The organism is Corynebacterium sp. HMSC074C03, from assembly GCF_001838285.1.
Lineage (GTDB): Bacteria > Actinomycetota > Actinomycetes > Mycobacteriales > Mycobacteriaceae > Corynebacterium > Corynebacterium amycolatum.
Genome location: NZ_KV836197.1, coordinates 1 through 25,645 on the forward strand (window position 1 = coordinate 1; position 25,645 = coordinate 25,645).

At 59.2% G+C, this 25,645-nt stretch carries 23 protein-coding genes; 15 read left to right on the forward strand and 8 right to left on the reverse strand.

Annotated features, from left to right (window positions below; genetic code table 11):
• The first annotated feature begins 234 nt into the window (after nucleotides 1–234).
• From HMPREF2847_RS02305 to HMPREF2847_RS02330, 6 genes are read left to right on the forward strand one after another with little or no spacing between them, the layout of a single operon-like run.
• Nucleotides 235–3,372: a Na+/H+ antiporter subunit A gene (locus HMPREF2847_RS02305; RefSeq protein WP_049193803.1), complete on the forward strand. Its 3,138-nt coding sequence runs from the start codon at nucleotides 235–237 to the stop codon at nucleotides 3,370–3,372.
• Entirely contained in the window at nucleotides 3,369–3,884 is a 516-nt protein-coding gene (locus HMPREF2847_RS02310; protein WP_048760372.1) for a Na(+)/H(+) antiporter subunit C, read from the forward strand. The genes HMPREF2847_RS02305 and HMPREF2847_RS02310 overlap by 4 nt, the downstream gene beginning before the upstream one ends.
• Complete coding sequence (locus HMPREF2847_RS02315) at nucleotides 3,874–5,577, forward strand: Na+/H+ antiporter subunit D (RefSeq protein WP_049193797.1); 1,704 nt, start codon at nucleotides 3,874–3,876, stop codon at nucleotides 5,575–5,577. Before HMPREF2847_RS02310 ends, HMPREF2847_RS02315 begins: the two co-directional genes overlap by 11 nt.
• Nucleotides 5,577–6,230: a Na+/H+ antiporter subunit E gene (locus HMPREF2847_RS02320; RefSeq protein WP_049193796.1), complete on the forward strand. Its 654-nt coding sequence runs from the start codon at nucleotides 5,577–5,579 to the stop codon at nucleotides 6,228–6,230. Before HMPREF2847_RS02315 ends, HMPREF2847_RS02320 begins: the two co-directional genes overlap by 1 nt.
• Nucleotides 6,211–6,621 carry a monovalent cation/H+ antiporter complex subunit F gene (locus HMPREF2847_RS02325; protein WP_049193795.1) on the forward strand — a complete coding sequence of 137 codons (411 nt, stop codon included), beginning with the start codon at nucleotides 6,211–6,213 and terminating at the stop codon, nucleotides 6,619–6,621. Before HMPREF2847_RS02320 ends, HMPREF2847_RS02325 begins: the two co-directional genes overlap by 20 nt.
• Nucleotides 6,618–6,968 (forward strand): monovalent cation/H(+) antiporter subunit G, encoded by a 351-nt coding sequence (locus tag HMPREF2847_RS02330; RefSeq protein WP_038626688.1) that lies wholly within the window; start codon nucleotides 6,618–6,620, stop codon nucleotides 6,966–6,968. The genes HMPREF2847_RS02325 and HMPREF2847_RS02330 overlap by 4 nt, the downstream gene beginning before the upstream one ends.
• Nucleotides 6,969–7,089: 121 nt before the next feature.
• On the opposite strand, the gene HMPREF2847_RS02335 is transcribed toward HMPREF2847_RS02330, so the two are convergent.
• From HMPREF2847_RS02335 to HMPREF2847_RS02350, 4 genes are all read right to left on the reverse strand, one after another.
• On the reverse strand, nucleotides 7,090–8,313 hold the full coding sequence (locus HMPREF2847_RS02335; RefSeq protein WP_016421510.1) for a glutamate--cysteine ligase: 1,224 nt from the start codon (nucleotides 8,311–8,313) through the stop codon (nucleotides 7,090–7,092).
• A gap of 17 nt (nucleotides 8,314–8,330) precedes the next feature.
• Nucleotides 8,331–8,888, reverse strand: coding sequence for a hypothetical protein (locus tag HMPREF2847_RS02340; RefSeq protein WP_049169906.1), 558 nt, complete (start codon nucleotides 8,886–8,888; stop codon nucleotides 8,331–8,333).
• Between the two features lie 221 nt (nucleotides 8,889–9,109).
• Nucleotides 9,110–10,024 (reverse strand): LytR C-terminal domain-containing protein, encoded by a 915-nt coding sequence (locus HMPREF2847_RS02345; RefSeq protein WP_070595500.1) that lies wholly within the window; start codon nucleotides 10,022–10,024, stop codon nucleotides 9,110–9,112.
• Between the two features lie 51 nt (nucleotides 10,025–10,075).
• Nucleotides 10,076–10,423 (reverse strand): DUF3263 domain-containing protein, encoded by a 348-nt coding sequence (locus HMPREF2847_RS02350; protein WP_070438246.1) that lies wholly within the window; start codon nucleotides 10,421–10,423, stop codon nucleotides 10,076–10,078.
• Between the two features lie 200 nt (nucleotides 10,424–10,623).
• Here HMPREF2847_RS02350 and HMPREF2847_RS02355 point away from each other — a divergent pair, with 200 nt between their 5' ends.
• Nucleotides 10,624–11,205 (forward strand): peptide deformylase, encoded by a 582-nt coding sequence (locus tag HMPREF2847_RS02355; protein ID WP_049193793.1) that lies wholly within the window; start codon nucleotides 10,624–10,626, stop codon nucleotides 11,203–11,205.
• 60 nt (nucleotides 11,206–11,265) lie between these two features.
• Complete coding sequence (locus HMPREF2847_RS02360) at nucleotides 11,266–12,354, forward strand: N-acetylglutamate synthase, CG3035 family (protein ID WP_083327302.1); 1,089 nt, start codon at nucleotides 11,266–11,268, stop codon at nucleotides 12,352–12,354.
• 46 nt (nucleotides 12,355–12,400) lie between these two features.
• Here the strand turns inward: HMPREF2847_RS02360 and HMPREF2847_RS02365 are convergent, their stop codons facing one another.
• Nucleotides 12,401–13,228 carry an RDD family protein gene (locus HMPREF2847_RS02365; RefSeq protein ID WP_222866941.1) on the reverse strand — a complete coding sequence of 276 codons (828 nt, stop codon included), beginning with the start codon at nucleotides 13,226–13,228 and terminating at the stop codon, nucleotides 12,401–12,403.
• Between the two features lie 121 nt (nucleotides 13,229–13,349).
• Here HMPREF2847_RS02365 and HMPREF2847_RS02370 point away from each other — a divergent pair, with 121 nt between their 5' ends.
• From HMPREF2847_RS02370 to HMPREF2847_RS02380, 3 genes are all read left to right on the forward strand, one after another.
• The gene (locus tag HMPREF2847_RS02370) at nucleotides 13,350–14,147 is read left to right on the forward strand and encodes an exodeoxyribonuclease III (RefSeq protein ID WP_070851398.1); all 798 of its coding nucleotides are present in this window, start codon (nucleotides 13,350–13,352) and stop codon (nucleotides 14,145–14,147) included.
• 242 nt (nucleotides 14,148–14,389) lie between these two features.
• Nucleotides 14,390–14,953 carry a MarR family winged helix-turn-helix transcriptional regulator gene (locus tag HMPREF2847_RS02375; RefSeq protein WP_016421518.1) on the forward strand — a complete coding sequence of 188 codons (564 nt, stop codon included), beginning with the start codon at nucleotides 14,390–14,392 and terminating at the stop codon, nucleotides 14,951–14,953.
• A gap of 42 nt (nucleotides 14,954–14,995) precedes the next feature.
• Nucleotides 14,996–15,313, forward strand: coding sequence for a hypothetical protein (locus HMPREF2847_RS02380; RefSeq protein ID WP_172954624.1), 318 nt, complete (start codon nucleotides 14,996–14,998; stop codon nucleotides 15,311–15,313).
• A gap of 37 nt (nucleotides 15,314–15,350) precedes the next feature.
• Here HMPREF2847_RS02380 and HMPREF2847_RS02385 read toward each other — a convergent pair whose 3' ends face one another.
• On the reverse strand, nucleotides 15,351–15,854 hold the full coding sequence (locus tag HMPREF2847_RS02385) for an NUDIX domain-containing protein (RefSeq protein WP_070851399.1): 504 nt from the start codon (nucleotides 15,852–15,854) through the stop codon (nucleotides 15,351–15,353).
• A gap of 135 nt (nucleotides 15,855–15,989) precedes the next feature.
• Here HMPREF2847_RS02385 and HMPREF2847_RS02390 point away from each other — a divergent pair, with 135 nt between their 5' ends.
• The 4 genes from HMPREF2847_RS02390 to HMPREF2847_RS02405 all read left to right on the forward strand — a co-directional run bounded on the left by HMPREF2847_RS02390 (nucleotide 15,990) and on the right by HMPREF2847_RS02405 (nucleotide 22,151).
• Nucleotides 15,990–17,648, forward strand: coding sequence for a hypothetical protein (locus HMPREF2847_RS02390; protein ID WP_070851400.1), 1,659 nt, complete (start codon nucleotides 15,990–15,992; stop codon nucleotides 17,646–17,648).
• Nucleotides 17,645–18,724 carry a glutamate ABC transporter substrate-binding protein gene (locus HMPREF2847_RS02395; RefSeq protein WP_070851401.1) on the forward strand — a complete coding sequence of 360 codons (1,080 nt, stop codon included), beginning with the start codon at nucleotides 17,645–17,647 and terminating at the stop codon, nucleotides 18,722–18,724. Before HMPREF2847_RS02390 ends, HMPREF2847_RS02395 begins: the two co-directional genes overlap by 4 nt.
• Nucleotides 18,721–21,186 carry a serine/threonine protein kinase gene (locus HMPREF2847_RS02400; RefSeq protein WP_070851402.1) on the forward strand — a complete coding sequence of 822 codons (2,466 nt, stop codon included), beginning with the start codon at nucleotides 18,721–18,723 and terminating at the stop codon, nucleotides 21,184–21,186. Before HMPREF2847_RS02395 ends, HMPREF2847_RS02400 begins: the two co-directional genes overlap by 4 nt.
• A 113-nt stretch (nucleotides 21,187–21,299) precedes the next feature.
• Nucleotides 21,300–22,151 carry a L,D-transpeptidase gene (locus HMPREF2847_RS02405; protein WP_070546054.1) on the forward strand — a complete coding sequence of 284 codons (852 nt, stop codon included), beginning with the start codon at nucleotides 21,300–21,302 and terminating at the stop codon, nucleotides 22,149–22,151.
• 241 nt (nucleotides 22,152–22,392) lie between these two features.
• Here the strand turns inward: HMPREF2847_RS02405 and HMPREF2847_RS02410 are convergent, their stop codons facing one another.
• Entirely contained in the window at nucleotides 22,393–23,589 is a 1,197-nt protein-coding gene (locus HMPREF2847_RS02410; RefSeq protein ID WP_049193781.1) for an acetate kinase, read from the reverse strand.
• 5 nt (nucleotides 23,590–23,594) lie between these two features.
• A complete protein-coding gene (gene pta / locus HMPREF2847_RS02415; protein ID WP_224783755.1) occupies nucleotides 23,595–24,920 on the reverse strand; it encodes a phosphate acetyltransferase in 1,326 nt (441 codons plus the stop codon).
• Between the last annotated feature and the right edge of the window lie 725 nt (nucleotides 24,921–25,645).

A 25,645-nucleotide genomic window follows, 5' to 3' on the forward strand; every position in this document is an offset into this window, starting at 1 on the left:
CCATTATCGGGGACACTCACAAGGTAACGGGCAGTAATGGCACTGATTTGGGGCTTGAGCAGTCAGCCGCTCAAGCCCCAAAAAATGCCCAACTTCCGCCCCCCACAACTCACCCCCAAATTTTCACTTTCCCAGAAACAATTGACCGTTTTCACACACTCGGTTAACACCGCTTCAAATGCTTAAGTCCCTAAAACGGGGTTGCATGAACTGGCGTGTTCCAATCATTATGGAATAGTGACTTCTCTCCTGTGCATCCTGTTCGTTACGGCAGCGCTTGCACCATGGACGATTAAGTGGCTCGGAACCCGCGGGTTCCTCGTACTCAGCCTCCCGCTGGCAGGCGGTGCCATCTACACCGGCACCCATCTCGTTCGCTTAGCTCTAGACAATGGCAACGGGGAAACTTCCGCACTCACGCAACCCGCCGTCACGCATTTTTCGTGGATGCCCATTATCCACTTGGATGTAAACCTGCGATTAGGTCCTATTGAATCGCTCTTCGGCACGCTGGTTTTGACCATCGGCTTTCTCGTACTGGTGTACTGCTCCGGTTACTTCATCAACCCGCCACTCGGCAAACGTCGCCGCGTAGGTTCCTTCGCAGCCCAAATGATCGCCTTCGCTGCGGCGATGTACGGCCTGGTCATCAGCGACAGCATCATGCTGATGTTCGTCTTCTGGGAAATTACCTCGGTTCTGTCCTTCCTCCTGGTGGGCTACTACGCCGAGCGCGCCTCCTCCCGTCGCGCAGCAGGCCAGGCGCTCCTGGTCACGACGCTGGGTGGCCTCATCATGCTGGTCGGTATCGTTCTGATGGGAGTGACCACCGGTTTCTGGAACTTCTCCGAACTCACCGCGCCTGGCGCTCTGACAGCGGCACAGCTGGACTCCACGGCAGTATCCACGGCCGCAATCCTGCTGGTCGTTGGTGCGCTGTCGAAGTCCGCTATCGCGCCCTTCCACTTCTGGCTACCCGGTGCAATGGCCGCCCCTACCCCGGTTTCTTCCTTCCTGCATTCGGCAGCGATGGTCAAAGCCGGTGTGTTCCTGGTTGCCCGGCTCGCGCCGACCTTCAATGACACCAACGCGTGGCAGCCAATCATCATCCCGCTCGGCCTCTTGACCATGATCATGGCCGGCTGGATGGCCCTGCGCCAGAAGGATCTCAAGCTGATTATGGCGTATGGCACTGTCAGCCAGTTGGGATTCATCATCACAGTCGCGTCGATAGGCACGCGTGCGACGATGCTGGCAGCCCTGGCACTGACGCTCGGCCATGCCATGTTCAAGGCCGCGCTGTTTATGGTCGCGGGCACAATTGACAGGCTGACTGGTACGCGCGATATCCGTGAGCTCTCTGGGCTCGGTAGAAAGTCGCCGCAGTTGCTGGTGATTTCGATTCTCGCCGCTGCATCGATGATGGGTGTGCCGCCGTTCTTCGGCTTCGTCGCCAAGGAAGCTGCGCTGGAGGCCACGCTCAATGCTGATCCGCTGCATGGGATGCCGTCGGTGTTTACCACCATTGGCCTCGTCGTGGGTTCGATTCTGACCGTAGCGTACTCGCTGTACCTGCTGCGCGCCGCGTTTGCGACCAAGTCCAGCACCCACGCCAGCGGCGGTGGCACTTCCCCTGCCGTGGCAGAGATGGATTCCCCGACGTGGGATCAGATTGGCCCGGCTTGGCTGTTGGCGCTGGCAGGTTTGGTTTTCGGCCTGGTTCCCCGCGTCCTCGACTCGATTATCTCGCCCTACCTCACCAGCGCATTCCCGAATACGGAAGCAGAAACGCACCTGGCGCTCTGGCACGGATTCACCCTTCCGCTGGCACTGACGGCCACAATTCTACTCGTGGGTGCCATCATGCATTGGCAGCGTAATCTGGTGCGTCAGCTGCAGTTTGATCAGCCGGCTCTCGGTAGTGCCGATGCGCTTTACGACGGAATCCTGGACTTGGCCCGCCGTCTTTCTCTCCGTGTCACTGCTGCGACCCAGCGTGGTTCCCTCCCGTTGAATGAAGCGGTCATTTTGCTGACCCTCATCGTGCTGTCCATCGGTGCGTTGTTGCTCGGCGAGCGCGATGAGCTGCGAATGGAACTGTGGGACTCTGCTCCGCAGGGTGCAGTTGCGCTCATCATGATTATCGCGGCGCTGGCCGCTACCCGGCAGAAGAACAGGCTTTCCGGGGTCATCCTGGTAGGCGTGACAGGCTACGGCTTGGCCATTATTTTCGCCATGTACGGCGCTCCTGACTTGGCCCTGACGCAGCTGCTGGTCGAGACGGTCTCAATGATTATTTTCGTGTTGGTGTTGCGTACGCTCTCCCCGCGGGCACCGGCATCGAACCCGAGGTGGACACGACACCGTGCTTGGTTGGCCATTGCAGTCGGTGTCACGGTTCCCGTGTTGGCCGCCTACGCCATGGGCTCCCGTCGTACTGAGCCAATCTCGGGCGACATTCCGCCGCTGGCGCACGATATTGGACACGGCCAGAATGCAGTCAACGTACTGCTTGTCGACATCCGCGCCTGGGACACCTTCGGTGAAATCACCGTGCTGGTGATGGTGGCTCTGGGGATTACCTCACTGGTCTTCCGCACGCATACCATGCATATGCGTTCAAAGATTAAGCCGCAGCGGAATCGAGCTCGCCGCACCAACCGTTGGTTGAACACTCTCGATGAGTCCGGTGAAGCCGAGCGGTTGCGCTACCCGATCATGGTGCTGGTGGCATCGCGCGTGCTCTTCCCCGCCATGATGGTGGTTTCCTTCTATCTCTTTTTTGCCGGCCATAACGATGTCGGCGGTGGCTTCGCCGGTGGTCTCGTGGCTGCGCTGGCACTGACCATGCGTTATCTCATCGGTGGTCGTCGTGAGTTGGCGGCAACTCTGCCGATTCCTAACGAGATGCTTCTCGGCGGCGGTTTGCTGGTGTCGGCACTCAGCGCGTTGTGGCCACTGTTTGTGGGGTGGGCACCGCTAACTTCTACGTATGGCTCGCGGGAAATTCCGCTGCTCGGAGATGTCACTGTTGTCTCCCCGATGCTCTTTGACCTGGGCGTATACATGATCGTGGTTAGCACGATTGTCTACATCCTGCGCAGTTTGGGCGGTGGCATCGACGCTCAGATAAACCTTCGCGCTGAGCGTGATCGTTCACGTCGTGTGAATCGAGCCGCACTCGGCCAGTCCCGCCAGCTGCGCAGCAAGTTGGCGGCGGCTAAGCCCGCAGGTGTTAAGTCCGCAGGCGCTAATCCCGCAAGCGTTAAACCTGCCGGCACTAAACCCGCAGACTCTGCCAACACAGCCACCTCAGAGGCTTCAGAACCGACAGCCCCAGCTAGGACCGAAGGAAAGGACACACACCCGTGATTCTCAATTTTGTTCTGCTAGCAACTGTCGGCACGCTGATTGCTACAGGGGTGTACCTGTTCCTCGATCGTTCGTTGACCAGGATGCTCATGGGACTGTTGCTGATGGGCAACGGTATCAACCTGCTCATCCTGCTTGGCTCTGGTTCGCCGGGACGGCCACCAATTTGGGATAGGGAATCGCTGGTCAGCGATGCTCAGGCAGACTCACTGCCCCAGGCCTTTATCCTCACCGCAATTGTTATTTCCATGGGCATGACCGCATTCCTGTTGGCTCTGCTCTATCGCCAGCACCGCTACCGCATCGGCGATCACGTGCAAGATGACCACGAGGACCGCAGCCTGGCAATGCGTCGGGCCAGCGACCCATCAGCTGCTCCGGACCACGACAAGTCCGACGATCCCACCACCGGTCGTCCCACAGAGGCCGGCGATAGCTTCGGTCCGGCCAGTTTCGAAAAGCCCGTGACCCCGCCATCAAACTCCCCAGGAGGTGACGACGATGACGACTGAGCAAATAATTCTGGCACTAATTCCGCTGCCTATCATCGTCCCCGCCGCCACCGCCGCAATTGCTCTGCTGCTGGCACGTTTTCCCAAAGCACAGCAGGCGATCGCGCTAATCTCGCTCGGCAGCCTGCTGGGAGTCGCCAGCGCCTTGGTGTATCTCATCTACGCGCACGGCGTCCACACGGTCCAGGTGGGCGGCTGGGACGCACCAATCGGCATCACGCTCGTAGCCGACAACCTCGCAGTGTTGATGATCACCGTCTCTCAGCTGGTCCTCTTTGCCGTGATGTGGTTCGGCATCGGCCAGGGTATTAGCGATGGTGACGAAGATGAGCCGATCTCCGTCTTCGTTCCGACGTACATGCTGCTCAACATGGGCGTCTCCATGGCCTTCCTGGCCGGCGATCTGTTCAACATGTACGTCGGCTTCGAGGTTCTGCTCGTAGCCTCCTACGTGTTGCTCACGCTGGGGGCATCGTCGTCACGCATTCGCGCAGGCGTGTCGTATGTGATGGTCAACATGTTGTCCTCGATGGTGTTCCTGCTGGCGATTGGCCTGGTTTATCAAGCGGTCGGCACGGTGAACTTCGCACACATTTCCCTGCGCATGGAGGACATCCCCGATGGCACCCGCACCGCGATCTTCGCAGTGCTGCTCGTCGCCTTCGCAGTGAAGGCGGCGGTGTTCCCGCTGTCGGCGTGGTTGCCAGACTCCTACCCCACCGCACCGTCGATGGTTACCGCGGTCTTCGCGGGGCTGCTGACGAAGGTGGGTGTCTACGCGATCATCCGCACGCGCAGTGTCGTTTTCCCAGACGGCAGGCTTGACGACGTCCTGATGTGGGCTGGCCTAGCGACAATGCTCATGGGCATTCTCGGTGCCATGGCCCAAAATGACATTAAACGTCTCTTGTCTTTTACGCTGGTATCCCACATCGGATACATGATCTTCGGTATTGCCGTCGGCAATACGCTGGGACTCGGCGGCGCGATTTTCTACATCGTCCACCACATTCTGGTGCAGACGGCATTGTTCCTGGTGGTCGGGCTTATCGAGCGCCAGGCGGGCTCGTCCTCCCTGCGCAGCCTCGGTAGCCTGGCCAAGACGTCGCCGCTGCTGGCGTTGCTATACCTCGTGCCCGCGCTCAACCTCGGTGGTATCCCACCGTTCTCAGGCTTCCTGGGCAAGGTCATGCTCATCGAGGCCGGCGCACAGAACGGATCCGCCACCGCATGGATTCTGGTTGCGGGATCTATCATCACCAGCCTGCTGACCCTCTACACCATGATTCTCGTCTGGTCGAAGGCCTTCTGGCGCGACCGTTCCGACGCCCCCGAGGGCGACACCGTGCTTGCGCAGCCAGCCGCGCTCCGGGAAAGGACTCAGATGGTTGCTATCGCAGAGCGTGACGACGTCGGCAAGATGCCACTCGGCATGGTGATGCCGACGGCCCTGCTGGTGATTGCCTCTGTGGGGGTTACCGTTCTGGCCGGGCCACTGTCCAATGTGGCTACCGAAGCGGCAAGCAACGTCGCGAATGTTGATGAGTACCGCGCAGCGGTCCTCGGTATCGACTCGGCCGATGACAAGGGCCTGGAGCAGCTGGAAAACCCAGGCCGCACCAAGAGCCCATGGAAGTCGGATTCAGCGACCGAACGTGCCACCAGCACGCTGGAAGGAGCAGGTGAAAGCTGATGAGTAAAGCGCGCGCCAAGGTGGCTGCAAAGCGACCACCACGTATTTCAATCCTGCTCTTCTTATTCACAGTGATTATTTGGGTCATGCTGTGGGGCGAGGTGACATTTGCCAATGTGCTCTCGGGAATCCTTGTAGCCACGTTGCTGAACCTCGCCATGCCTATCCCGCCAAACAGCGCGCTGGATATCAACTTCGGTGGCATGGTGCGACTGTTCGGTTCTTGGACAATCGACTTCGTGAAGGCCTCTATCAGTGTCGCCTGGCTGGCCATCCGACGAGATGATCCGCCACCGACTGCCATTATCAAGGTCCCCATGCGGACCAATGACGATATTTCGCTCACGACTGCAATGGCACTAATTAATCTGCAGCCGGGCGGCATCATCGTGGACATCGATAAGCGAAAAAAGACGCTGACCATGCATCTTCTCGACGCTTCGTCGACAGGCAAGGTAGCTGAACAAATCAACCAGTTGACCCGAATCGAGCGACGGGTGATTCGCGCGTTTGAGAACCGCGATGTACATGAGCAACCGACTAAGCCAGGCTCTGGCGAAGAGCAGCCGAGCAGTGCGAAAAGCGGCGAGCAAGGCGAAACGAGCAGCGAAAAAGGGGAGAAAGGAGCAGCCGATGAACCCGGAAGTTTTTAACATTCTGCTCGGCGTAGCTGCTGCAGGCTATTTCATTGCGGTGATGATTACCCTCGGGCACATGATCGCAGGACCAAACTCACTGGACCGCCTGGTGGCGCTGGAGTCCATGACTGCAATGTTGCAGGGCATGCTCGCTGCGTTCATGGCCTGGAGCTTGGACACTTCGGTGGTCTATCCAATGCTCATCATTGCGCTGCTCGGTTTCCTGTCTTCGCTGGCAGTCGCCAAGTTCCGTGTTCCGGATGACGGAAAGCAGCCCGCGAAGGGCTCCCGAAAGGGTGTGGCGAAAGCAGCCGGAAAGGTCGCCACAAAGAAAACCGCACAGAAAGCAGCGCCTAAGGCAACACCGACAGCAGCTCCGAAAACAGTGAAGGGAGAGCCCAAATGATTCTCGTGGCAGACATTATCGCCATCGCACTCATTATCACCGGAATGCTACTGTGCGTTGCAGCGTCCGTGGGATTAATACGCTTCCGCGACACCATCAGTCGCATGCACGCATCCTCCAAGCCACAAACGCTGGGGCTAATTCTGACGCTGTCGGGTTCGCTTTTGCACGTCGCCACGCACGCGTCAGCTCACACAACTACTAGTAGTGACTTGGCTCTGTTGACCCTGATTATCCTGTTTGCTCTGGGTACATCGCCAATTGTTAGTAACCGCGTTGGCCACGAGGCGTTCAAGGAGAGGCTCGTCGACGAGGACAGCCTCGCCCGCGATGACAGCCGGGAATAACGAGAGGACACTCCCCGTCAAGATTCGACCCGACCTGGAGCGGAACCGGGTTCGACCGGGGCCGCCCAGGGGGGCGCCTTTCTTCAGTTAGTGGCTAGGCGCACACACCGCTTAACGACGGCTAGTCGTCTACTTGCTCGTGGAAATCTGCAGGCGCTATCGGATGCCCGGCGCGCAGTTCCTGCACCGCAAGATCCACGGCGGCACGCCACGGGGTGTGGCCAATGCGCTCTTCGTTCGCCCGTACGTCGTCCTCGGTAGCCATGGACGGCAGCGCCCCGGCCGCATCCGCCACAGTGCGCTGCCGCTCGTATGCCGCGCCCATTTCCACGATGTTGTTGACGAATTCCAGTTCGGCTCGGCAACCCAGTTCGTCGGCAAGCGGGGCGAGTTGAACCACAAGTTCACGGAGTTCGTCGCGAACCCACCGCTCGTCGGTATCGCGATTGACGATGACCAGCGCGTCCATGCCGTAGCGGGCGGCGCGCCACTTGTTTTCGGCGATGTGCCAGGACTGCAGCGACGGTAGCTCCTCGCCAGCCTCCCACATGCGGTCGTAGTAAACCGTCAGACAGTGCGTCAATGCCACGATAGCGGCGAGTTCCTGCAGGTTAGAGGTAGCGTCAGCGACACGAATCTCAATGGTGCCGTACTTTGATGCCGGGCGAATGTCCAAGTGCATCGAGCCGGTGTGGTTGATGACGCCGGAGCGGGACTGGTCGTGCATGTAGGACTCCCACTCGGGCCACGTGTAAATCGCCGGCGGCTGACCAGCGGTGGGAAGCTGCTGGTAGAGCAGGCTTCGGTTGGAAGCGTACCCCATGTCCTCGCCGTTCCAGGCCGGTGAGGAGGCAGACAGCGCCAACATGTGCGGCAGCTTCGTTGCCAGGGCCTGAATGATCGGCCAAACGCGTTCGGAATCCTTAATGCCAACGTGGACGTGGACTCCCCAGATGATCATCTGGTTGCCCCACCACTGAGTGCGGTTGATGATTTCGGAGTAGTGCCCCTTGGCGCTGACCTGCTGAGCAGTACCGCGGGCGAACGGATGCGAGCCCGATGACCACACATCCACCCCAACGCGGTCAGCGGCATCGAGAACCATGTCCAGCTGGCTTTGGAGCTCCGCTACGGCATCGGGCACGTTCATGTGCACACCGGTGACGAGCTCCACTGTGTTGGCGAGGAACTCGCGCTGGAGCCCATGTCCGGGATGCTCCGCATCGATGATGTCGAGCACCTCGGCGGCAGCGGGAGCGGTGTCGCGCGTTCGTCGGTCAACGAACGCCACTTCCCATTCCACTCCCAGAGATGGCTGCGCCGATCCGGAAAATTGCTCAGTCATACCGCTATTTTTTCACACTAGGAGTCGTTTTCCTCAGTTGGCTCCGTCCAGGTGACGGTTTTTGCGCACGAGGCAAGGTCACCGTTGGAATCGACAAGCGCAACTGTGGTGAAACTGTCTTCATCCACCTTGGACGGAACGTTCCAGACATCTGCATTCCGTTTGTCATCGACGTGCACTTCGCCGATGACACCCAACCCTTCGGTTGCGGGGCTGCCGATGCCACTGCAGCCAGATGCACCACGCGCCTGCACTGTGTACTTGCCCTTATCCAAGGTAGTGAACTGACCTTTTTCGTCGGAAAGGCCCATCCATCCCTTGGCGCTCATGACCTGTACAGTTGCCAGCATTTTCATTGATCCGTCGTCGTTTGTTCGGATGAAGTTATAGGCGCTGACTCGCTCGGTCAGCTTCGGTGCAGCCGGATCTACGCTCACTGGCGCAGTGCTTGTCGACGCGCCTGCGTTCCCGTCCTTGTCGCTGCTGGATTCAACCCCCGAGCAGGACACCAACAGTGTTGCAGCACAACCCAACGCGGTGGCGACAGCAACACGACGACGCTTTACGGCGAACATAAAAACCTCACAGACCTCACTGGCTACTAGCAGAATACTAGTACCCCTTTTTCAGCCGTGATCTGTTTGAGACTGCAAAATATGCAAAAGCCCCGCGTAGGCCATGAAATGTGTGGCTTACGCGGGACTTGGAAAGCTATGGGGCTTCGCACCACGGCGGCAGGTTTTGACGCTTAGGCCGCAAACCTTAGTGAGAGACCAAAGCCTGGTGGGCCGGGAGTCTAGTGAGCCGGGTCAGTGGCGACCACGACGATTCCCGCCGGAGCGTCCCGGAGGCGGTCATCGCGAGGTGCGGCTTCCCAACCGTTGTCATGCGCGATCTGCTCAGCGGCGGCCTTTTCCTCTTCGTTCCTCGGGTCGAAGTAGACGGTGGTCTTCTCCCACACACCCATCTTCTCTTCAGGAGCATTGCCGGTCTCGCCGGCGCCCCAGCCCTGCTCGCCCATCTGCTTGGACAGGTCATCGGCGAGGCCCACGACCTCAGAGTTATTCAGGACACTGACCTTGACAGTCTTGCGGTCAATCTGGGGCGCTTCGTTGGCCTCATCCTGTGCCGGCGGATTCTCAGCGGGAGGAACCGGTTTGCCTGGCTCATTTGCCGGTGGCGGCGGCGGAACCTCGCCGTCACCATCTCCAGCAGCACCATCCTTTGCCGGATCACTGCCGTTGGCCGAGTCAGCAGGCGCACCAGAGTCAACCGGAGCGGATGCCGAGGTGTCATTCTGGCCGGTGTTCTCGGCATCGTCGCCACGTGTGCTGAGTGCATAGGCACCGTAGGCGACCAGGCACACGCCGATAGCGAGCAGCACGATAGCGAGAACGCGCATGTAGCGGCCATCACCGGCACCGTCGCCGATGTCGCCGTCATCAACACCATCAGCAGCTGCGGAATTGCTAGCAGTCCCAGCGCTGGCACCGGTAGAGGCGGCGGTGGCACCAGCAGCAGCTGCACCAGCGGCGGGAGCCGCAGATCTTGGCGCTGTGTGTTGAGCATCCGACGGCTCGGAGTACGCATGGGCGCCGCCAGCGGCGGGAGCCTCCGCGTAATCGCTGTACTCATCGAAGTCGTCGAAGTCGTCATCGAGTCGATGACGGCCCGGACGCGGCGAATTCTGAGGGTTTAGTTGGTCAGACACATCCCACATCCTATATGTTCTGCCGCCGAACCGTGAAGTGAAACTTGAACCTTATGCGTCTTGGTTGTCCCGCACGGCGCGCAGCCGATGAACCAACACGGGTTCGGCCGCTTCGGCTGCCGGAGAATCGAGAAGTCGCGAAAGTACCTGGTGGTAACGGATTGTGTTGTTGCCGAAGTCCTCGGCAAAGCGACGCCGAATTGCCTCCTGCCGCGCACCGGCCATACGCGGCCCACGGCGGGCAACTTTCAGCCATTCCTTCTCAAAATCCAGCATCTTCTGCGCCAAAATGGGCTCAATGCCGCCGATATCGCCCGCGAGTCCGAGATGCTCGGATGAGTCAGGCCGCAGCTCAGTCTCAGGTTCGTGGCTGCCGCCTATGGGCTTCTTGCTCACCATTTTCTGCACCCCGCTTTCCTTCTCAGTCGCCCTGATTTTCTATTCTGCACGACACTGCTTATGCAGATACTTAGTGAAGATACATAGTAAGGCTCAGCCACCCAGCCCTACATACCACTTCCGACATCGCCCAACGTCTCCAAGACCCCTGACATCACCAGGCGATTTAGAAAAGATGGACGCCGAGTAGAATCAGCGACATGACTATCCGCCCCATTGTGATTGCCGGAGACCCCGTTCTCCACACTCCTACCCAGCCGGTGACCGAGGACATCTCCGAGCTGCGTGAGCTCATCGAGGACATGTACGAAACTATGGACCGCGCCCACGGTGTGGGGCTGGCTGCCAACCAGGTGGGCGTCGGCAAGCGTCTGTTCGTCTACAACTGTCCCGATGATGACGACGTCTGGCACCGCGGCTGCGTCATCAATCCGGTGCTGACCACCAGTGAAATCCCGAAGACCATGCCTAACGACGACGGTTCCGATGACGAAGGCTGCCTCTCTGTACCCGGCCTGTCCTTCCCCACCAACCGCGCGGAGAAGGCTGTCGTCACCGGCCTGGATGAAAACGGCGACGAGGTCCGCATCGAGGCCACCGGTTTCCTCGCTCGCTGCATGCAGCACGAGGTCGGCCATCTGGATGGGTTCCTTTACACCGACTGTCTCACGGGCCGCTGGAAGCGCATGGCCAAGAAGGAAATCAAGCGTGCCGGTTGGACCGAGGGCGGCCTGACCTGGATGCCGGGCGTGGATCCCGATCCGTTCGGCCACGAGGATTAGATCGTGGCGGATAGGCAATTGGAGTCGTCGGCAAGCGAAAATGCAGCACAGAAGCTACCGATTTCCCGCTGGGGCGTCGGTGAAGTGGCGGTGGGACGTCGTGTCATTGTGCGGCACGCGCTGACCGATGAAGAAGCATTGGCCAGCGGCAAGAAGACTACGGACGTCATTGGGCATGTGCTCAGCATGGATCCGTTCGTCGTGCGTCCGCAGGTTCGTGCTGGCGTGCGTGCCGACGAATCCGTGGCAGCGGTGGACTTTAGCGATAAGCACATTTTGATTGTGAAGGCCCTGCCGGATCATCCGGTGCGCAATTCGGATATTCGCGCCGTGGAAACTGCGACAGCGAAGGCCTTCCCGGGTATCGCGCATGTGGTGGAGTCGGGCTGGCTGCTGCGAGCCGGCGATGGCATTACGGAGCGTTCCAACTCCGCGCTGCCGCTCGAACCCGGAGCCAGCACTCAGCCGGTGCCGTTGGAGAAGATTAAGTCGTTTTACGATTCCCACGATTTGCCGGTGCGGATTGCGATTCCGGATAGAATCGCCAAACCTGCACAGGCGCTGGTCGCGGGGCCGGAGTGGACGGTCGGGCCGGACATTGTGGTTATGACGCGCTCACTCGATGGGGATTTGCCGCCTACTGAATTGGCAGCTGAATCGCACAGCGCCGAACAGGTGCTCGATGAGCACAGCGTCGAGCTTGCAGACGTGCAGGGGGATATCGCTGATCAACCTGACGACGACTGGCTGGGGCTCTACCATTTCCGCGGTACCACGCTGCCCGAGCATGCACTACAGCTTCTGCGCAATGAAATTGATGGCCGCATGTGCTTCGGACGCCTGCAAGTGCCTGACAACAATGCGCCTGAAGGCATACGCACGGTAGCCATTACGCGCGGCACGCTGACCGAATCGGACGACGGCCGTGTGTGGCTCGGGTTCTCCGCTGTGGAAGTCGCAGCCGATATGCGCCGCCGAGGACTTGGCACCCTACTGGGAATTCACATGATGCACTGGGGCACACAACACGGGGCAGATTCTGCATATCTGCAGGTATTGGGCTCAAATGAGGCTGGCATTGCGCTGTACCGGACACTCGGTTTTACCGAGCACCACCGGCACCGCTACGCGGAGCTGACAGGGGCTTAGGGGCCGGGGGTTACGTTTCGGCCCTGCGCTGCTCGCCCTGATTGCCCTACTTCCCGCGCTTAACCCTTTTAATCCGCTTCAGCTGCTTGCCCTGCTGCTCTTTGCTACCCATGCGATTGCCCATGCGGCGCTGCCCACGCGGCAGCTCGCGCGTCTCCGGCTTTTCCACCACACGGGTGTGGACCGAGAGTTCATGACGACCTCTCCCCAGCGGATCGCGGGACGCACCCATCGCAATCCAGCCAGCCAGGCCCGCAGAGACAAACCAACCGGCGACCGGAATCATCGACGGCAGAATCCAGGCATTGCGCACAAAACCATCGCGGGCTGAGACTGGCATCCCGTGTGCACCTTCGATTTTCATGCCCATGGCGTGTTTACCCGGCGACCCGTCGAAGATGGAGTCCCCCGCCACGCGGTAGAGGTAAAAACCACCGGGGCCGAGGAAAAGGCTGATCAGCATCACCATTACGCCGCTGTCCGATGTCCCCACGATGCTAGTGAGAACTGCAATGGAGGCAATCAATGCAGTGTAGATGACAGAATCCACCAACAGCGCACCACCACGACGTGCCACTGAGCCATTGGCCAGATTGGGGTCAAAGCCCAGGTGTACTGCCATTTGAGCGGTCAGCGGCGCGACTTTGGGATTAGCACTGAGCGCACCGAAGGAAGACACCCCATAGCTAGCGGGGTACCCGCTTTCATAGCCGACCGGAATGTTTGCTACCGGATAAGGCACTTCCTGATACGGCATTGCCGCATCGTACGCCGCATATGCGTCGTGTTCCCGATAAGCGTTCCTGCCACTACTACCCAGGTAATCCGTCGGACTGTACTCGCCGCCGTAACGGCGATCGTCCCAGTTAGCCAACCTCGAAACTCCCTTTCCTACCGGGCTTCCGCCCACCTTGTCCGCTTTTGTCCGCCTATTTTGTCACTGCTTTGTTCAACGCATGAGGCCGCCGTTTCGTTCCCCTTTTACAATCGTTGATATGCGAATCTGTGTCTGGAACGTCAATTCGGCTCGAACTCGCCTCGACCGAATGGTGGAAATGCTGCGCCGGAATGACATTGATGTCCTGGCCGTCCAGGAAACCAAGTGCAAGGATGACCAATTCCCCACCGCTGCTTTTGAAGAGCTGGGATACCAAGTCGCCCACCACGGCCTGAATCAGTGGAATGGCGTTGCCATCATCTCCCGCGTCGGCCTTGAGGACATCCAGGCAGAGTTCCCCGGTCAGCCCGGTTTCAACAAGGACCCCGACGCAACTCCCGCATTGGAGGCCCGCCATATCGCCGCTACCTGCGGTGGCGTGCGCGTCCATAGCCTCTACATCCCGAACGGCCGCGACATCACCGACCCGCACTTCGAGTACAAGCTCGAATTTCTGGAGCGGCTCCGTCAGCACATCATCGCCACGCTTGACGACGACCCGGAGGCCACCTTCATGATGGGCGGCGACTTCAACATTGCCCCGACCGACGGCGATGTCTGGTCAATGGCAGCCTTCGCAGGGAAAACACATGTCACACCACCTGAGCGCGCAGCTTTCTATGCGCTGGAGCAGGCGGGCATGAAGGAAGTAACTCGCCAATTCACCCCAAACCAGTGGACCTACTGGGATTACAAGGCTGGCCGCTTTTTCAAGGATGAGGGCATGCGCATCGACTTCCAGCTCGCCTCCCCCGCCCTCGTGGCAAAGGCGTCCGCCGGATTCATCGACATCGAAGAGCGTCAGGGCAAAGGCGCATCCGACCATGCTCCGGTGATTGTGGATTACGAAGTGTAGATAAACGGGCGGAAAAGCGCGTAGGCCTAGTTCCTACTAGGGGGTGTCGCTGGGGCCGTCGTAAAGCGGAGTCTTTGCTGCCAGCCCCTAAAATCAGGGGCAGAAATGGGCGATAAAGCACCCGCACAACACTTATGAGTCTAACTTTTTGTTCAATCTACAAATTTTCACCACAGAAAGTTATTTCGACGATATAAGGTGTTTATTCAGAACATCAATTCATTACGTCGGGAAGGAAGATCATGACTTCTGCACGCTCCCCTCAGCGCACCACTACCCCGGAGCCAGCGAGCGGCTTCCCCACCGCGGATGACTCGACTGAGTCCGATGAATCCCTGCGCGAAAGCGTGCAGAAGATTTCCATCGGCCTGTATGACTTCCTTGCGTCGACTCGCCGCCTCGGTGAGCGCCCGAATGCCAGGATGGACATTTCCCAGTCGGAAATGGAAGTACTGCACTTTATTTCAACCCACCCGGGCTGCGGCGTATCCGACATTGCACGCCTGCGTTTCCTGCGCCCGTCCAACGTTTCGGCAACAGTTCGCCGTCTACTCGACAACGGACTGATTGAACGCGAGAACAATGCAAAGGATCGCCGTGCGCAGAACCTCTATGTCTCCAGCGATGGCGAGACGCTGCTGGAGCAACTTATCGACCACTGGGGTGCGCTGGTGTACGAAATTGTGCGGACAATGTCGCAAAAGGACGTTCGTGCGCTCATTAAGGCACTGCCCTCGCTACTGAAGCTGGCGGAGCACTCGGAAAGCTATGTTGAGGAGCACCAGCGCCGCCAGGAGCCGTTCTAAAAGCGCGCCGCCAAGCCCTTCTTACTAGGTACGATGATGCTTATGGCTATTACTTTGAAGAAGGCAAAAGACGTAAAGACCGCTCCGCTCGTGGCCACTGGCCTCATCGGCGGCTGGCTCACCGCTCGCGAAACAGGCATTCGTCCGCTCGGTGGCGTCATCTTGGGTGCCGCCGGCGCATACGCAGCACGCACCTGGAACGCAAAGACCGGCGCCCTGGGAGCCGCTGGCCTAGTGGCCGCCTACCTCGGCGCTTTCGGCCTCTCACACCCGCTGGCTAAGAAGATTGGCGCATGGCCGTCTGTCCTGACCGTCACCGCGCTGGCCGCTGGCGCGGCAGCAGTTGCCGACTCCAAGTAGTCGACGCAGAGAGCGCCGGTAGGTGCGAAGCCGACACCTAGTCAAGGGCCTCCAGCAGTTTCTCGAGGTGCGCGCGCACCCGGGGCCACGATTCCACAAAAGGCGGCAGCAGATCGAGGCTGTCGACGTCGTCAAGCGGAACCCAGCGCAACTCTAGGGACTCCTCGTTCGGATTCGTCTCCAGCTCTTCGGCAGCTAGTGCGTAGACCGTGTGGTATTTCCAGCCGCCGGCGAGCTCGGGGCGATCCGGATCGGCCGGGAAGGGACCGGTGGTGACCTGCGTGTCGAGGATGCGAAGCTGATGCTCCAGCAGCCCAGTTTCCTCAGCCGTTTCACGCAGCGCGGTCGCCTCAGGAGTCTCATGAGAATCACAAGCCCCACCAGGAACACCCCACGTTAGGGGGAACGATGTCCAGTCAGCTCGATACTGCATAAGCACAGTGCGCTGAGGGCTCACAATCAGCAGCCCTGCAGCTCCGAAGCGTCCCCAGCAGCGCGTACCGTTGGGGCCGGCTGCCCAACCATTTCCATCCTGAAGCATGTCTCCACCCTACGCCAGATACCCTTGTGTTTTCCGTCACAAGCCCGAGCGACTAAGATTTGCAAGGAACTAACGTTGCTCTGAGCGGAGAGATCGTCGCGGGCGACTTCGGTCACGTCGGAAGGACACGTGCACATGGGTGAAACCACTTCAAGTGCGCCTCATTCCCGTGCCCACGACAAAAACCGAAACCCATTCCACCGCAAGAATCGTGCTCCACGCCGAACTCGTTTCAGCGGTCGCACCACTCCTGGTGGCGAAAGCTTAGACACACACACTGCGGCTCAGGCGGCAAAGGAATCGAAAGATACTCCCGACACCACCCCGGCTACCGAGAGTGCGGCACCATCAACTGCTCTGGAAACTACAGAGTCCTCGGCTAATGCCCCAGCAACGGCCACAACCCCAACAGTCCTAACAGACTCTCCGCGTGATACCGACCTGCGCGTGGATGCCCTGGAAATTGGCCCGCGCAACCGGAGATTGACACGTTTTCTCGGTGAGCGTCTCTACGACAAGCTCGGCCCGTCGGCCACGTATGTGCGCCGGTCAGCGTCATTTTTGATGACGTCACCGGGCCGATTGACCACAGTCGCCCTCATCCTCATCGTCGCTATTCTGGCCGCCGGCCTATCCATGTGGCAAACAACCTCGCAACGCCAGCAGCAGCTCACCCGAATTTCGCAGCTGAGCGAGCCGATGGCCAATGCCTCGCAGAATCTCTATGCCTCGCTGACGATTGCCGATGCGTCGGCCAACACCGCCTTTTCCCGCGGCACACTCAACAGCAGCCAGGACTTGGTCAGCAACTTCGACGATGTCATCGCACAAGCATCCATGTCCGCTACCCGCGCAGCTACGGGCATTGAAAACGTCGATGCCCCAGAGATGAAGAATATCGCGACTGTACAGCGGCTGTTGCCGGTCTACACCGGCATGGTCGAGACAGCTCGCGCGAATGCGCGCCAGGGCAATCCCGTCAGTGTCGCGTACCTCGCCTCTGCCTCAAACTTGATGCAGGTCCAGATTCTGCCAGCTGCAAAATCGCTCTACGAACGCACCAGTACCACCACTAATGATGAGCAGCGCCAACTATCGAAGCCGCCTCTTTTTCCGATGTCAGGTCTGGCAGCGGCAATTTTGATGCTGCTAATCACGCAGTGGTGGCTGACTCGCCGCACCGGTCGACTATTCAACGTCGGCCTGTTTGGCGCAACCATGCTGATGGCCATCGCGCTTGTCGGTGTGGGAATTGCCACCACTCAGCCGTGGCAGTCCAACTCTCTCTTCGGAGAGCAGCGCCCGGATGTTCATGCCCTAACCGAAGTGCGCATTGATGCCCAGCAGCTACGCGCCAGCGAAACCCTCGGCTTAGTGCGCCGTCAGCCCGCGGATGCGGAGTCCTTCTCGCAGTCGGTGCGCACCCTGGTCGGCGAGCTGGAAAGAGTGGACGCCAATGCGCCGGACGACGATGTCAGAGCCGCCATCCACGGTATCTACAGCTGGGAGTCCGGTCACAACCTGATGATGGAGCACTTGAGTTCAGGCGACTACGCCGGTGCGGTTCGCATCGCGACCGATGTGGATAATGCCAGCTCGTCGGCGGCTGCGTTCAACCAGGTCGATGAGTCCTTACAGAATTCCATCGCCGAATCTCGCTTGACCGCCCGTGAGAACCTCGACCGATCCCGTCGCGCTATCGCGGCACTGTCCCTCGCCACGGTTACACTGACCGTCATCGCGGCAGTTCTGGTTGTTTTCGGCTTCCGACACCGGCTTCTGGAGTACCTATGATCGTTCCGTTCTCCCCATCGCTCCGCGGTCTCGCCGGCTGGCGGCGCAGAGCCATCCTTGGTGCACTCACCGTCGCGGGCCTCACCGTCAGTGCCTGCGCGACCGATTCGCTTGCCGACGATCCCTACTCGCGCACAATCCTGGAGGCCACCGGTGACTTTCCCCTGCCACCGGGCGCGTTCTACGACAAAGCCTCCTCGAGGAAGCCTGCGACAGAAGCCAACACGCCAGATCTGTCCACACTCGCTCCCGATGACCAAACGCCGGAAGAGCGAATCCCGGAGATTTACCAGCGCGGTCGCATCATCGTTGGTGTTGACCAATCATTGAACCTGCTCAGCTTCCGCGACTTCAGCACCGGAGAGCTTTCGGGGTTTGAGGTATCCCTGGCACAGGAGATTGCCCGGGACATCTTTGACAATCCCGATGCTGTCGAGTTTCGGTTCGTCGACAGCAACGAACGCACCGCCGCACTCGAAGACGGCACCGTCGATGTCGTTTTGCGCACTATGACGGTCACCGATGCCCGGCGCGAAAAGGTGCTGTTCTCCGCACCATATTTGACAGCACGAGCTGGAGTTCTCGTCTCTTCGCCGGGTGGCGATGCTTCCCCCGAGGACGTCGAGGACGGTCGCATCTGTGTCTCCCGAGGATCTACTACCGAGGATTTGATTCGACGGCTCTCGCCGAACAATACGCTGCTGTTGGTCGGCAACTGGTCGGATTGCCTCATTTCACTTCAAAACAGCCAGGCAGAGATTGTCGTTGCCGATGACACCATCCTCGCTGGTATCAACGACCAAGATCCGGCCACCGCCATTGTCCAGCGGGGCTTGAACGAGGAAAGCTACGCGGCCGGTGTATCCAAGGGGAACCCAGGCCTAGTTCGCCAAATCAACGCGACCCTGGAACGTATGGCAACCGATGGCACCTGGCAGTCCCTCTACGACACCTGGTTCGGCCCCTTCCTGCCAAGTGGTACACAGCCATCGCCACAGTACGGCGACGACGAAGACATACTTGGAATCTCCCCCACACCGGAAGCTGCTCCAGAAGGCGAGGTGGATAACCGATGAGCGACGAAAACCAGTACTCCGAGCAAGCCCAGCAAGCCCAGCATCCGCAGTACACGCCAGCGCCCCAGGAGGATGCTCACGCAGAGGCAGAGGCAGCTGCCACTCAGGCCGTCGCCTTCGACCCATTCGCCGATGAAGACGACGAACAAGCGCCCGGCACTGCCGCTGTCGCCTTCGACCCTTTTGCGGACGATGATGACGATGACGAAGAGTTCGATATCGCCGAATTGTTGGGGCGCGGAGGCTCGTCGTCAAGCGTGACGACCCAACCCGGCACCCAGGCACCAGATCCGTCGATGGCCTCGCACCGGAAAGCGTTGGAGGACTTTCGCCGGAAGCGATCGACTGCGCACCGTGGACGCACCGTCGCCGACGGCATGGTGCACCTGCCGTACATCACAACGCAGGATCCGCGCGATGCAGTAATGAGTGATGAGAAGATTCGCGCGACGAATAAGCCGGCGCCGAGCCTGAAAGCCGGCGATATCGTGGCGGATCAGTACGAAATTGTGGGCCCGATTGCCCACGGCGGTCTCGGCTGGATTTATCTGGCGATTGACCACAATGTCTCGGATCGCTGGGTCGTGCTCAAGGGCATGATGGCAGCGAAAAACGAGAAGGATTTCGCCGTAGTCCAGGCAGAACGCGAGTTCCTCGCGGAAATCTCGCATCCGGGAATTGTGAAGATCATCAACTTCATCGATGAGACGGACGCCAACAGCGCCACCGGCTTCATTGTGATGGAGTACGTCGGCGGCCCGTCGTTACGCAAACAGCGACGGAGCTACCCTGACGGCGTCATGCCCTGTGACCTGGCGATTGGCTACATCCTGGAGCTACTACCCGCGCTGGATTACCTGCACTCGCGTGGCGTTGTCTATAACGATTTGAAGCCGGACAACGTGCTGCTCAGCGAAGACCACGTCACGCTTATCGACGTTGGCGCGGTCACCGGCATCGGCGCCTACGGCCATATCTACGGCACGCCCGGATTCCAGGCGCCGGAGATTGCTACGACGGGACCGACGATTGCCAGTGATATCTACACTGTCGGCCGCACGCTGGCCTCGCTGATTCTGAAGTTGCCGGCGACCAACGGCGTCTACGATCCGGGACTGCCCTCACCTGTCGAAGAGCCTCTGTTCCGCCGTTTTTACTCGCTCTACCGCTTTCTACTGCGCGCTTGCCACGAAGATCCGGAGGCTCGCTTCGGTTCTGCCGAAGAAATGAGTGTGCAGCTCATCGGCGTATTGCGCGAGATTCTGGCGGTGCGCGACGGCGTGCAATTCCCACAGGCGGTGTCGAATTTCTCGCCGCAGCGTTCCACGTACGGCACCAAGCACCTGGTGTTCCGCACCGACCAGCTTGTCGACGGCATCACCCGCGGCGTGGAAATCACTCCGCAAGAAGTGACCTTCGCGCTGCCTGTGCCACTGATTAACCCGACAGATCCGGGTGCGCGCATCCTGAGTGCCTCGTCGTTTACGGAACCCAACGAACTAATCGAAACACTGACCAACGCGCTGTCCGAACCCGAGTATGGTTCTTCGGTGGAAATTCCGCTGGGCATCGTGCGTGCGAAACTGGACCTCGGATTAATTGATGAGGCCCGCGACAGCCTCTGCGATGTCTCTGAACGCTTGCAGCGCGATTGGCGTTACCACTGGTACGAGGGCGTGACTTATTTGCTTCTCGACCAATTCAACGATGCCCTCACCTCGTTCCACCACGTGCTGACAATGCTTCCCGGCGAGCCCGCCCCGAAGTTGGCGCTGGCAGCGACTCTCGAGTTGATTCAACAGCGCTTGGGCATCGCCAACGCATCTCTCCTCGAGCCCTCTGTCGCCCGCGCCGCCGCGAACTTGAGCAGCGCGCTGGATAATGTCGCTGCCGATACGCCCGAAATCTTCTCCCCCGCCTGGGCCAGCGAGTCCCTGTCGCCTCAGACGATTCGTTTCAACACCCTGCGTCTCTACGCCGTCGTGTGGGCGGCCAACCCGACGACGGTATCCTCCGCCTTCGGGCTAGCTCGTCAGCTGGCCTCTGAGCGCCAACACGAAATGGCTATCTCCCAGCTTGACCGCGTTCCCGGTAACTCCCGCCACCATCGCATGGCACGTTTGACGACGATTCTGATGCTCACCTCCGGGATGCCCTCCGAGTTGACCGAATCGAGAATTCGCCGTGCTGCGCGTCGCCTGGTGGAGCTACCAACAAATGAACCGCGCATGCCGCAGCTGCGCATCGCCGTGATGGCGTCCGCGCTGAACTGGTTGCGCAGCTCGAACCTCGACCATGCAGCTAGCTCCAATGGTCTTTTCGATGCGCCCTTTACCGTGGCTGGCCTGCGTGAAGGACTGGAAAAAGACTTACGGATGCTGGCGCGCTCTTCACAGTTTCCGCGACACCGCTACAACTTGGTGGATATCGCAAATCTCATTCGGCCACGAACTTGGCGTTAGCTCTGTACCAGCTCTTTACTGAACCTGGTCAAACATGCGGTTGTGGGCGTGAGCGCCACCCCAGAATTGGTGAATAAAGAGAGAATTGCCGTTCGTGGTTTAAGATATCCTCTATGTTTGCCTCTTCGAAATCCTCTCTCCGCAGCGCTAAGCGTGTCATTATCAGCGCTGCAGCTCTCACCACCGCCTTTGGTATTGGGGCCGGCACTGCCGTTGCCCTGCCGGTTTCCCCGGACCTGCAGTCGCTCAGCCAGAGTGTTCGGGACCTCAAGCTGCCGGAGATCTCGACTCTGAACCCGGGCGACCTTGCTCCTGAGCTCTCTGAGGTTCTGGATTCCTCTTCGGTGAAGCTGCCGGATTCGGTCGTCGCCCTAATCGATGAAAACTTCAAGTTCGCTGAAAATAACAAGCAGATGGCGGACAAGGTCAAAACTCAGCTGCTGAACGCCATCGACAGCCTGCCGCTGCCAGCTGCGCAGAAGGCCGAAGCCACCCGCGTCGTCAACGAGATTTTCGGTTTGCTGGAGGGCCAAGACAAGCCGGCGCAGCCTGAGCCGGCGCCTGCCCCCGCTCCACAGCCAGAGCAGAAGCCACGCCCTGAACCACGCCCCGAGCCAAACAACCCGTGCCCGCCGAGCGCCCGCGCATGCGTTGACCTGGCTAACCAGAAGACCTGGCTGCAGGAAAACGGCAACATCACCTACGGCCCGGTGCCAATGTCCTCCGGTATGCCAGGTTACGAAACCACCCGTGGCCACTTGAGCGTTACCCGCAAGGTCCGCGATGAGTGGTCGGTTCCTTACAACGGCCCGATGCCGTTCTCTGTGTACTTCACCAACGACGGTGAGGCTTTCCACGAGGGTTCGGTCAATCAGATGTCCCACGGCTGCATTCATCTGAATCACGATGATGCCGTGATGTACTTCAACACTCTGCAGGTCGGCGACGGCGTCTACATCTGGTAGTTACCCGCGCTGATGCGTTGAAATAATGAACAGGTGACTGAGCCTATTGAGGCATAGGCGCAGTTTCCCTGGCGGTGAAAAATGAGCTCGCCCCACTAGATTCTTCCAGTTTGGAAGGCAGTGGAGGCGAGCTCATTTTTTGTTGAGTTACAGTCGCGGATTCAACAGGTGAGGTACACGGCAGCCGTCGATTACGGGTTACCGGAACCCTGCCTACTCGTCAGGGTTCCGGTCCAAAGAACTAGTCCACGAAGCTCATTGCGTAGCGGGCAATGGCCAGTTCCTCATTGGTCGGTACCACGAAGACCTTGACCTTCGAGTCATCCGCCGAAATCAGACGTGGGCCGTCATTCGGCTGGGAGTTGAGCTCGTCATCAATTTTGATACCGAAGTTCTCAAGCTCAGCCATCGAATCACGGCGGATACCGACGTGGTTCTCACCGACACCGGCGGTGAAGGTGATGGCATCGAGACGACCGAGAATCAGCATGTACGAGCCGATGTAGCGGCGCAGCTGGTGAACATACATCTGGTATGCAGCCCAAGCATCCGGGTCGTGGTCATCCATGCGCTCCTGCAGGACTCGGAAGTCATTGACACCAGAGACACCCTTCAAACCAGACTGGCGGTTGCACAAATTGTCGATCTCATCGATGCTCATGCCGTTGCGGTAGAGGTGGAAGATGACGCCCGGGTCAATGTCACCGGTACGAGTGCCCATCATCAGACCAGCCAGCGGAGTCAGCCCCATCGAGGTATCCACCGCCTGGCCACCTCGGATAGCCGCACACGACGCACCGTTACCCAGGTGCAGCGTAATCTGGTTGATTTCCTCTGCCGGCTTATTCAGAAGGTCCGGCACCTGCTTGGAAACAAACTCATGCGAGGTGCCGTGGAAGCCGTAACGACGGATATCAAACTTCGATGCGACCTCTGCATTTAGCGGGTACAGAGCAGCAGCTGGCGGCATGGTGTGGAAGAAACCAGTGTCGAAGACGGCGACGTGCGGCACGTCGGGAAGCAGCTTGCGAGACTCTTCGATGCCTACGATATTGGCCGGGTTGTGCAGCGGCGCCAGCGGAATAAGGTCGCGGATCATGCCGACGATCTCGTCGGTAATCAGCTCCGGTCCAGAGAACAGGCGACCACCGTGAACGACGCGGTGACCGACGGCGGCAATATCCACCGACTCCGGACCAACACCGTGCTCATCCATCAGCTCGAACGCGCGGTCAAGGCCACTGGCATGGTCAGCGATAGGCTCAGTGATTTCAATCTTCTGTCCGGAGAACTTCAGATTAATAATGCCGTCTTCTTCACCAATGCGCTCCACCAGACCGGAGACATACGGCGGCTGCGTTGAGTCCTTCTCTGGATCTACCAGCTGAAACTTGATAGAGGAGGAACCGGAGTTCAAAACAAGTACGTGACGGGACATAATAATTAGTTTCCTCCAGCCTGAATAGCGGTAATTGCAACCGTGTTGATGATGTCCGGCACCGTGGCGCCACGAGAGAGGTCGTTGACCGGCTTGTTCAAGCCCTGCAGAATCGGGCCGATTGCCAATGCACCACCACAGCGCTGGGCAATCTTGTAACCGATGTTACCGGCGTCCAGATCCGGGAACACGAAAACAGTTGCCTTACCCGCAACGGAGGAATCCGGCATCTTCTTCGCAGCCACAGACGGGTCAATAGCGGCATCGAACTGCAGCGGACCATCGACAGCGAGGTCCGGGGCCAGCTCCTTGGCCTTGGCCAAACCCGCCTTCACACGGTCAACATCCTCACCTGTGCCGGATGCTCCAGTGGAGTAGCTCAGCATGGCGACGCGGGCGTCGATACCGAAGGAAGCTGCAGTCTCGGCGGATACTACCGCGATTTCACCCAGCTGTTCCGGAGCCGGCTTCGGCAGCACCGCACAGTCCGCAAAACCCCACAGCGAGTTGTCCATAACCATGAGGAACAGCGACGACACCGTGGAAGCCGACGGCTTGGTCTTAATGATTTGCAAGGACGGACGAATGGTGTGCGCAGTTGTGTGGGCTGCACCGGACACCATGCCGTCGACAAGCCCGTTGTGAATCATCATCGTCGCAAAGTAGGAGATGTCCTGCATCGTCTCACGGGCCTGCTCCAGCGTGACCCCCTTGGCCTTGCGCATCTCTGCGAACTGTTCCGCGAACTGCTCAACATATTCGGAGGTCTGTGGGTTCCAGAGATGGGCGGCGTCGATGTCAAAACCAAGTTCGGCGGCGCGCGCCTTCATAGCATCCGGGTCACCGAGGATAGTGAGCTCACAGATGTCCTCGCGCAGGAGGTAATCAGCGGCCTCAAGAATGCGGTCATCATCCCCCTCTGGCAGCACAATGTGGCGCTTATCAGTCTTGGCGCGCTGCAACAGCCACCACTGGAAACGCTGTGGAGTCATCACTGCGGTGACCTCGCGGCTTACGACCTTGCGAAGCCCCTCAGCATCGTCAACGGCAACAACGGGAACGTCGAGATCGAGAGTCTTAGCAGCCTCGACTGCTTCCTCCCCTGTGAGAACAACAGCGAGTACCTCGCTGTGACGCTGAGCTGCACTGCTGAGCGCCAAACGAACGCGAGCCTTTGCGGCCTCTGTGTGGCAGCCCTCACCACCAGCGACAACGATGACACCGGCACCGGCGACGGTGGCGATGCGGAAGTCAAAATCGAGGTTGCCGGAGCCGGTCAGAACAGCCGCCCCCTCGTTAGCAGCGCGGTCGTCCTCAACAGCACTGACGATGGTGTCAAGCGCGGATTCCGGATCCACAACAACCTGATCCACAGTGGCGCCGTGAGCCCCACCGACAGTGTGGAGGCAACGTGCCCCACCCAGTGCCTCAGACAATGCCGTAATGACATCCTGTAGATCGTCTGCGCGGTCCACTGAAGTAATCAGGACTGCGGAGTTGTTGGTGGACGCTTGGGCGTTCTTATCGCTCACCGACGTTCCTTTCTCGCACTGCGCTTAATCGTTGACTTATTTGAACGTTGACTTGGCTCGAGCCATTGGACTGCCGGAGGCTCAAGATCATGCTGAGCTTCCAATCCCGCTGGGTCTAATCCTGCTGAGTCCCAAATCATTATTTTCATCTTATTGTGAGTCACCTTACATCTCACGACGGACTCAAACCTCTTTGGTTACCCCTGGTAGCCACACTTTTCCCCACAGATTCCAACAATTTTCCCGCACAATCGCGCCTTTTATGCGGTTTTTCTAGTGAACTATCCCAAATTCCCACATTGGACGTGACTAAGGTCACATTTAGTTTTGTACGCCTTCAAAAGCATCTCACCGATGATGTGATGCTCGCCTCTCGATTTTTCGTAAGTTATCGCTACGATTGGGGGCGCTACCATTGGGAATGTCGAATAAACCGATAGCTCACCAATAACTCCTTTCCCCACGAGGTCACCGCTGGCAGCTACTTACGCCGCGGTCTCGTGGCCGTCGTAAAGCATTAGAGA